Annotated in this window: 6 protein-coding genes and 1 pseudogene; 3 read left to right on the top strand and 4 right to left on the bottom strand. The window is 61.5% G+C overall.

Annotation, left to right across the window (positions count from 1 at the left end; all coding sequences use genetic code 11):
• Together VL752_RS05210 and VL752_RS05205 are read left to right on the top strand one after the other, a co-directional pair.
• Positions 1-204 (top strand): annotated as a pseudogene (locus VL752_RS05210) (hypothetical protein); the annotation flags it as partial.
• 165 nt (positions 205-369) lie between these two features.
• Entirely contained in the window at positions 370-1,824 is a 1,455-nt protein-coding gene (locus tag VL752_RS05205) for an alkaline phosphatase family protein (protein ID WP_325352869.1), read from the top strand.
• A 120-nt stretch (positions 1,825-1,944) separates the two neighbouring features.
• Here VL752_RS05205 and VL752_RS05200 read toward each other — a convergent pair whose 3' ends face one another.
• From VL752_RS05200 to VL752_RS05190, 3 genes are all read right to left on the bottom strand, one after another.
• The gene (locus tag VL752_RS05200; RefSeq protein WP_325352867.1) at positions 1,945-2,505 is read right to left on the bottom strand and encodes a DUF2852 domain-containing protein; all 561 of its coding nucleotides are present in this window, start codon (positions 2,503-2,505) and stop codon (positions 1,945-1,947) included.
• Between the two features lie 60 nt (positions 2,506-2,565).
• A complete protein-coding gene (locus VL752_RS05195; protein ID WP_325352865.1) occupies positions 2,566-3,216 on the bottom strand; it encodes a TetR/AcrR family transcriptional regulator in 651 nt (216 codons plus the stop codon).
• Positions 3,217-3,421: 205 nt separating this feature from the next.
• Positions 3,422-3,934: a DUF2867 domain-containing protein gene (locus tag VL752_RS05190; protein WP_325352863.1), complete on the bottom strand. Its 513-nt coding sequence runs from the start codon at positions 3,932-3,934 to the stop codon at positions 3,422-3,424.
• A gap of 443 nt (positions 3,935-4,377) precedes the next feature.
• Here VL752_RS05190 and VL752_RS05185 point away from each other — a divergent pair, with 443 nt between their 5' ends.
• The gene (locus VL752_RS05185) at positions 4,378-4,971 is read left to right on the top strand and encodes a hypothetical protein (protein WP_325352861.1); all 594 of its coding nucleotides are present in this window, start codon (positions 4,378-4,380) and stop codon (positions 4,969-4,971) included.
• Between the two features lie 163 nt (positions 4,972-5,134).
• On the opposite strand, the gene VL752_RS05180 is transcribed toward VL752_RS05185, so the two are convergent.
• Positions 5,135-5,629: TRCF domain-containing protein (locus tag VL752_RS05180; protein ID WP_325352859.1), on the bottom strand; the 495-nt coding region annotated here is incomplete at its 5' end.

The following is a 5,629-nucleotide window of genomic DNA, read 5'->3' as shown; positions in this document are numbered from 1 at the left end:
GATTGGAAGGCAGCGCACGACATCGTGCAGGAGCATGAGGGCGAGGCGGATTCCGACCTCATCCACGCCCACCTGCACCGCCAGGAGGGCGACCTCGGCAACGCCCGCTACTGGTATCGCCGCGCCGGGCGGCCGGTTCCGGGCGTCTCGCTGCCCGACGAATGGACGGCTCTGGCGGAAGAATTCCTGCGCCTCAGCGCGTGAAAAGAATTCTGCGAAGCCGGTATTGGAGGGAGACGCTTGCGGAATTACCTGCAGTGACGCCGCGCCCAAGGGGCGGGGCGAGGTAGTTCGTGCAGTCTGGCAGCAAGGTTGAACGTGATCATGGTCGATGGCGAGGGTCAAGGACACGAACCGATCGGACCGACAATGACATCAGGCACCAGCGACAGCCAGGCTACCAATACCATTGAGCATGTCGTCGTTCTCATGCTCGAGAATCGGTCTTTCGATACGATGCTTGGCTGGCTCTATCCGGACCGCCCGGATTTCGACGGGCTGACGGGCCGGGAAACCAACCCCTGGCATCGCCAAAGCGACACAGTGACGGTGCCGGTTTGGAATGATCCCGGCGTCAGCCGTGCGACAGCCGCTGGTCCCGATCCAGATCCGGGTGAGCTCTTTCACGACATTGAGGCTCAATTTTTCACAGCCGCCGGAATGACCCCGGACGGTCAGGGGCGTGGGGTTCCGACGATGGACGGATTCGTCGACAACTACATGCGCCAACCGCGCGGGCCAGACGATTCCCTGCCCGACCCGGCTGCCATCATGCATTGCTTTTCGCCCGCTCAACTACCGGTGTTGAGCGAACTCGCGCGGTCCTTCGGCGTCTCGGACCGGTGGTTCGCATCGGCGCCATGCCAGACCTGGCCCAACCGTTTCTTCGTCCATACCGGCACGGCTGGCGGCTGGGTCAATAACGATCCCCCGCATTTTCCCTATCGTATGCCGAGTCTCTTTCGGCGTCTGACGGAAAGGGATGAAGACTGGGCCGTCTATTTCCATGACCTGCCGAATACGGCTTTGCTCGCCGACATCTGGCCGCGTCTGCCGACACCCAACTTCCGCCTTTACGAGCACGAGTTTGCCGAAGACGCGCGCAACGGAATTCTTCCCTCCTACACGTTCATCGAGCCACGCTATTTCGTCAGCCGCTTTCACCCGAAGGTCCCGAACGATCAGCATCCGCCTACCAATCTCATTCATGCCGAACAGTTGATTGCCGATACCTACAACGCACTTCGGCAGGGGCCGCATTGGACGAAAACACTTTTCATCATCATCTACGATGAGCATGGCGGGACCTACGACCATGTGCCGCCGCCGCCGGCGACACCGCCGGGCGGTCCCTACCCCGACGGCTTCACCTTCAACCGTTACGGCGCCCGCGTGCCTGCGGTCATCATCTCCCCCCTGATATCGCCAGGCAGCATCATTCGCCCCGAGGCCGCCGACGGTCCGCCCTTTGACCACACCTCGGTGATCAAGACGGTTCAGGAAATTTTCGACCTCGGACCACCGCTCACGGACCGGGTGGCCGCATCCCCTTCCGTCCTGCCAGCTTTGGCCAGCGGAACGCCTTTGAATATGGGGCCCGAACGCATTGTTTTCGTGCCATCGCTGCCGACGCAGGAGGAGATCACCCGCTTGCGGAAAACGGACAATGCCAGCGGCCTTCAGTTTAGCATGAGTGGGCTGGCGGCAACCCTGCTTGGCACCGTGGCCCGCGTCTCGGCCCACTTCCGCCATGGCGTGCGGCACACGGGTCATCGCGCCGGCATTGTTCGGGCCAGACAACGCAAACGCCGCAAGAACGTTTGATCACGCCCGCGGCAAGGACAGGACGATCAGGACCTATCCGGGCCAAGGCGCATCTTGGAGCGTAACGGTGTCAGATCGAGGTGTTTTCGCCTCGATCTGACACGGTCCAGCCAGCCGTGATCAGCTTTCAGGCTGGGGCGGTTGATCGGTCGGCGGCCGCTGCCGGCGCTCCGCCATAAACTGGTCGAATTCCGCCTTGTCCTTGGCGAAGCGCAGACGGTCCAGGAAGCCTGCGAACTCGCCCTGCTCCTCCTCGAGACGGCGCAAAGTCTCGGCCTTGTATTCATCGAAGGCCTGATTGCCACTCGATTGACTGGCGCGGTTTCGCGTCTCGCTCGCCCCACAGGACCAAAGGCCCGACCAGCTTCCGCAGCCGCCGCCGCGGCCACGGCCTTCGCTGAACAGGAAACGGCCGACCCGCCTGTTCCAGATTGCGACACAGAGCAATGCGAGACCAACCGGCCACCAGATGATGAAGCCTGTAATGGTCGCCGCGATCAGCAATGGCCGCGAGAGCGACCACATGGCGAAGTAGTCGCCAGCCCCATTGGACGGTCCGTAACGGCCATCCCCCTGATAGTTCTGGCCCTCCTCCGGGCGTCTCCAGCCTGGGCCAGGTCCCCATCCTCCACGCCTGAATCCGGAATTACCAAAAGCCCCTTCGTTCGCCGCGCCGGACATGATGTTCTTCCCATGTGAATGTAAGGCACATTTACATCTAAGCCGCCCCGCGAAGGATCGTCAAGGAGAATGCGCGTGCGGCTCCTGACCGCCAGCCAGCCCCAGGCTTTGAAGATAGACGAGCACCCCAGCCTCCAGCAGGTCTTCCGCCGACATCGGCAATTTCCGCCTGCCGGCATCGGGGGAGCAGAACAGGGAGGCGATGCCGTGGGACATGGCCCAGACATGCAGGGCGACCATCAAGGCAGGTGGTCTTCGCGTCGGGGGCGCTCCGGCCGTCAAGGTTTCGGCGGCGCCGCGCAGGACTGCGAAAGCCTGATCGCTCGCGTTGAGAAGACCCGGATGAGCCTCCAGGTTCAGCCGCGCCTCGAACATCGCCGCGTAAAAAGCCGGTTCATGTCGTGCGAAAGCCAGATAGGCACGGCCCATATTCTCGAACGCCTGAACCGGCTCGGGCTTGCCATCGTGCCAGGCCTGGGTCAGCGCGAGACGCAGGGTTTCGAAGCCCCGCAGGGCGACCTCTGCCAGAAGTGCTTCCGCATCGCGAAAATGGCGATAGGGCGCGCCGGGGCTTACACCCGCGCGGCGTGCCGCCTCGGCGATCGTGAAGCCGGCCGGGCCAGTTTCAGCAATAAGCACTTGCGCCGCCTCAACCAACGCCTCGCGCAGATTGCCATGGTGGTAGCCACGTTTTTGTCCGGACCAGGTCATAGACCGCGATTACGCCATGTGAGGTAGTTTTACATCCCCCTTTTAAGCAGGGCCTGAGCGGGCTGGTTCGCAACGGCCGACCTCGGCAGGTCTTTGCCGAACCGGTCAGGTGAAGCCGGCGCGGCAGGAGATCGGTCCCGGCCCGACGGATGGTCGCCAAGCTGTCGCGAAGACCGGTCGAATCCAGCGCGGCTTTGTCAAAAAGCTACGCCCGCCACCCTGCCCGCTCGGCGCGGCGGAGGTTTGATCGAACCACCAAGGAGTGAAATGGCCGGATGGCGGCGATATAGGCGCGGCCGAGGCTGTTGTGGCAATGGACGACGGTGGTCATGACCAGTTCTACCCCCTGCCCAGCCGCGTCCTTCCGCCGCAGGAGGGAGGCCCGGAAGTCGAGATGCCGGTCATCGTCACCCATGATCAGCTCATGCTCGGTCTGGGACAGGATGGGGAAGAAATCGACGCGCTGCCGCTCGTCACCCTGAGATGCGTGGCGCAATTCCCCCGATGTCTTTACGCCCAAGGGCGCCATCACGCGGTCCCGGATGGCAAGCAATGCGCGGAACCACCTGGCGGGATTGCCAAGCAGACGCCCGGCCAGTTCTTCGATTGGCAGGCTGGCGGCGTATTCAGGCAGGGACACGGCATAGGCATCGGCCAGATCGGCACTGTCGAAGAGCGGCGCGAGGCTGCAATCCTGGGGCAAGGGGCTACGGTGCATGGCGCTTAGCCTACCATAGGCGCCGCCAACACAGCGACCATCTTTGCCATCGCGGTAAGCACCGCAAACGCGCCCCTTGTCGAGGCTCACGACAGATGTATCGGGCCAGGACAATGTTTGATACGACTTAGCAATAACCTGACAATACGCTTGAAGCCAAACGCCCGCGCGGCAGAACAGGGACGTCACAACGTAAGCTTGTTGCGAATAAGGTTAATTTCTGATGATCGAGAAACGTCGGCTGAACCGATTTTTGAAATCCCTTCATCTTGTAACGCCTATATTATACCTTGATATTCACAAAGTTTCTCATCTCTCTGATTGGATGGAAACCAAACCCGCCGTATAGTCGACACCCCAAATAAGGCTATCGACCCCTGACGTCTTGGTGTATCTACGCGCTCGCACGGAACATTGAGAAGTCCGACAGCATGAGGTGCATCATGGAACTGTGGCATGACGTCGACCCTCGCTCAGCAGAAGGTGAAAAAGAGATTGACACTGAATTCAGTGCTGCAACTGCGTGCGCAGGGCCGGGCGTTGCGCTGGTAGACGCGCACCGCTTCTCGCGAGATTGCATGACACAGGCGCTGACTATTTCGTGCAAAACTCACTTTAATACTCATCCGTTTGAGACTATTGAGGACGCGCTTGCACCTCATCCATTTTCGATCGACATCATTGTTCTGCATGCGTGCGAGTGCTGTCGGACAAAAGTCCTCTCTGCACTCAGGAAATTCGAAGGCATTGATCTTCCTCTTGTCTTGCTAACCGAAGAAAGCACGACAAATCTCTCTCCCTTCCTGCGTGAGGCTTACCGCCTCGGCGTCAGGGGATTTGTATCCGCGAGCGATTCCGGATTGGGGGATTTATGTCGCACCATAACGGCTACCCTGAATGCCAGAACGACCGCTCAGCACAACCTTGCCGTAATTGGAAAGCCGAGGTCAGCCGGGCCGACGGAATGCGCCTGCGAGGGCCCGATGCGCTCGGTCGGCAGAAACCCCAGCCTATCGACACAAATCACGTACTGTTGATCCGTCATCCAGACGTGGGTCATTGTACGGAAGATTGTATTGGATCGCTCCAATAGCCGGTGCGCGGCCCTTTTGACGAGGTCCAACGCGCCGGCCGATGGCTGATCAGTCCGCAGCCTTTTGATCTGCGCGCCGTTTTAGCCGGCGCGGACTGAGAACAGCGCTAGGCCGCCCGCGCCTGTGCCGAGATCCGCGCCAGGTTGCCGAGGATATCCTTGGCGAGCCGGATGCGCTTGGAAATGTCCATATCCGCCGCCACCACCAGCTTGTGGTCCGGCCGCAGCCGGATCGTCCCGCTGCGGGACGCGATCCAGGGGATGAGCCCGCCAGGATTGGCGAAGGAATTGCCACGGAAGCTCAACACCATGCCTTTCGGGCCGGCATCCAGCTTCTCCACCCCGGACTCGCGGCAGATGCGTTTCAGCGTCATCACCTGCAGGAGGTTGTCCACCTCCTCCGGGAGGGGGCCGAAGCGGTCCACAAGTTCGGCGGCCATCGCCTCGGTTTCCTCGACCGATGACAGGCCCCCGATGCGCCGGTAGAGCCCCAACCGCACCGGCAGGTCGCGCACATAGGTTTCCGGGATCAGCACCGGCAGGCCGAGGCCGATGGTCGGTGTCCAGTCCCGCTCGGCGCTGCGGCTGCGCTTCCCGCGTTC

It is taken from the genome of Acidisoma sp. (assembly GCF_035492295.1).
Taxonomy (GTDB): Bacteria; Pseudomonadota; Alphaproteobacteria; order Acetobacterales; family Acetobacteraceae; genus Acidisoma.
This window is presented reverse-complemented; position numbering and strand designations above follow the sequence as displayed.

What these genes read in the sequence shown, in the direction of transcription:
- VL752_RS05200 (WP_325352867.1), bottom strand. Translation starts at nt 2,505, where the DNA reads ATGTCCGGCGCGGCGAACGAAGGGGCTTTTGGTAATTCCGGATTCAGG.
- VL752_RS05185 (WP_325352861.1), top strand. Translation starts at nt 4,378, where the DNA reads ATGGAACTGTGGCATGACGTCGACCCTCGCTCAGCAGAAGGTGAAAAA.
- VL752_RS05195 (WP_325352865.1), bottom strand. Translation starts at nt 3,216, where the DNA reads ATGACCTGGTCCGGACAAAAACGTGGCTACCACCATGGCAATCTGCGC.
- VL752_RS05190 (WP_325352863.1), bottom strand. Translation starts at nt 3,934, where the DNA reads ATGCACCGTAGCCCCTTGCCCCAGGATTGCAGCCTCGCGCCGCTCTTC.
- VL752_RS05205 (WP_325352869.1), top strand. Translation starts at nt 370, where the DNA reads ATGACATCAGGCACCAGCGACAGCCAGGCTACCAATACCATTGAGCAT.